The following is a 1,809-nucleotide window of genomic DNA, read 5'->3' as shown; positions in this document are numbered from 1 at the left end:
GGTTTTCGTTTTCGCGGACTGATTTGAGGATCATGCCGAAAGGCGAATTGATGATGCGCCAGATCGCAAAGACCCCGATCACAAACACAGCCAGCACAAAATAATACATATTCATCGGCTGATTAAGATCGATAAAGCCAAACAGATAGCCGCGTGGCACACCCTGAAGACCATCTTCGCCGTGTGTAAAGGCCGCCTGCAGACAGAAAAAGAAGAACATCTGCGCTAAGGCCAGCGTGATCATCGTTGAATAGATGCCCTGACGACGGATGGCGAGATAGCCGATGATGAGGCCGAGACCCGCGGCTGTCAGCATACCAAGCAGGATGCCGATTTCGGGCGTTACACCCCATTCCTTGACCGCATGAGCCGTCACATAGGCAGCACCGCCAAAGAAGGCTGCATGGCCAAATGATAGAATGCCGGTATAGCCGAGCAAGAGGTTGAAGGCTGAGGCAAAGAGCGCGAAGCACAGCATCTTCATCAGGAAGATCGGGTAGACCATGAAGGGTGCTACGATCAATCCAGCAATGGCAATCGCCAGAACGACTGCCGAAAGGCTGTTGAGGGCCGGCGCTTTTGCCTGATGATTTGCCGTCGTTGCTTTGAGAGCAGTATCAGTCATATCAGGCCTCCTTCCCGAACAATCCGGCGGGTCGCACCAGGAGGACGATAGCCATGATAACGAAGATGACGATGCTGGAAGCTTCTGGATAGAACACCTTGGTCAAACCTTCAGCCAGCCCCAGCACATAGCCGGTGATGATGGCGCCAAGGATCGAACCCATTCCGCCGACCACGACCACGGCAAAGACCACGATGATGATGTTGGACCCCATCAGCGGGCTGACCTGATAGATGGGAGCCGCCAGAATTCCGGCAAAGCCAGCAAGAGCTGCACCCAACGCATAGGTGAAGGTGAGCAGCAGTGGCACATTGATGCCGAAGGCTTTGACCAGTGTCGGGTTTTCGGTTGCGGCGCGTAAGTAAGCGCCAAGCTTGGTCTTCTCGATCAGCAGCCATGTGCCGATACAGATGACGAGTGACGCCACCACCACCCATGCGCGATAGTTGGGCAGGAACATGAAGCCGAGATTATTGCCGCCTGCAAGTGATGGCGGGACGGCATAGGGTTGACCGGCAGCACCATAATAATAGCGGAAAGTGCCTTCGATCACGAGCGCCAGACCAAAAGTGAACAGCAGGCCATAGAGCGGATCAAGATTATAGAGCCTTGAAAGTGCAACGCGCTCGATGATGGCACCGCCCAGACCCACGATCAGTGGAGCGAGAATAAGCGCTGGCCAATAGCCGATGCCAAGGCCGCTTAACAGCAGGTAGCCAACAAATGCGCCGAGCATATATTGCGCGCCATGGGCAAAATTGATGATGCGCAAAAGCCCGAAGATGATGGCGAGGCCGAGGCTAAGCATGGCGTAGAAAGAGCCATTGATGAGGCCTACGAGCAACTGCCCAAGAAGCGCTTGCAAAGGTATTCCAAAAATCATTGTCATTGATTCAAACCCCCAGAGCTTGCGTGAGCGATGCCATCCGTGCTGGCAGCTCGGCGGTTGGGAAGTTTTCCGTCACCACACCATGATCCATCAGATAAAAGCGGTCCGCGACTTTGGCTGCAAAGCGGAAGTTCTGCTCGACCAGCAACACAGTCATGCCGCGCTTTTTAAGTTCCACCAGCACATCGCCGATGCGCTGGATGATGACGGGCGCAAGCCCTTCGGTCGGCTCATCAAGCAGCATCACCTTCACGCCGGTACGCAGGATGCGGGCAATCGCCAGCATCTGCTGTTC

3 protein-coding genes are annotated in these 1,809 nt (G+C 54.8%); all 3 read right to left on the bottom strand.

What is annotated here, in order from left to right; genetic code table 11:
- A partial coding sequence (locus QSJ70_RS27295; protein WP_285541350.1) for a branched-chain amino acid ABC transporter permease occupies nt 1-625 on the bottom strand: 625 nt, incomplete at its 3' end.
- Between the two features lies 1 nt (nt 626).
- The gene (locus QSJ70_RS27290) at nt 627-1,514 is read right to left on the bottom strand and encodes a branched-chain amino acid ABC transporter permease (RefSeq protein WP_064320956.1); all 888 of its coding nucleotides are present in this window, start codon (nt 1,512-1,514) and stop codon (nt 627-629) included.
- Between the two features lie 4 nt (nt 1,515-1,518).
- The coding region (locus tag QSJ70_RS27285) for an ATP-binding cassette domain-containing protein (protein ID WP_502871729.1) at nt 1,519-1,809 on the bottom strand (291 nt) is incomplete at its 5' end.

Source organism: Brucella sp. NBRC 12950 (genome assembly GCF_030268145.1).
In the GTDB taxonomy this organism is placed as follows: domain Bacteria; phylum Pseudomonadota; class Alphaproteobacteria; order Rhizobiales; family Rhizobiaceae; genus Brucella.
Note: the sequence above shows the minus strand (reverse complement) of the source record. Positions and strands in the feature narration are given on the sequence as shown.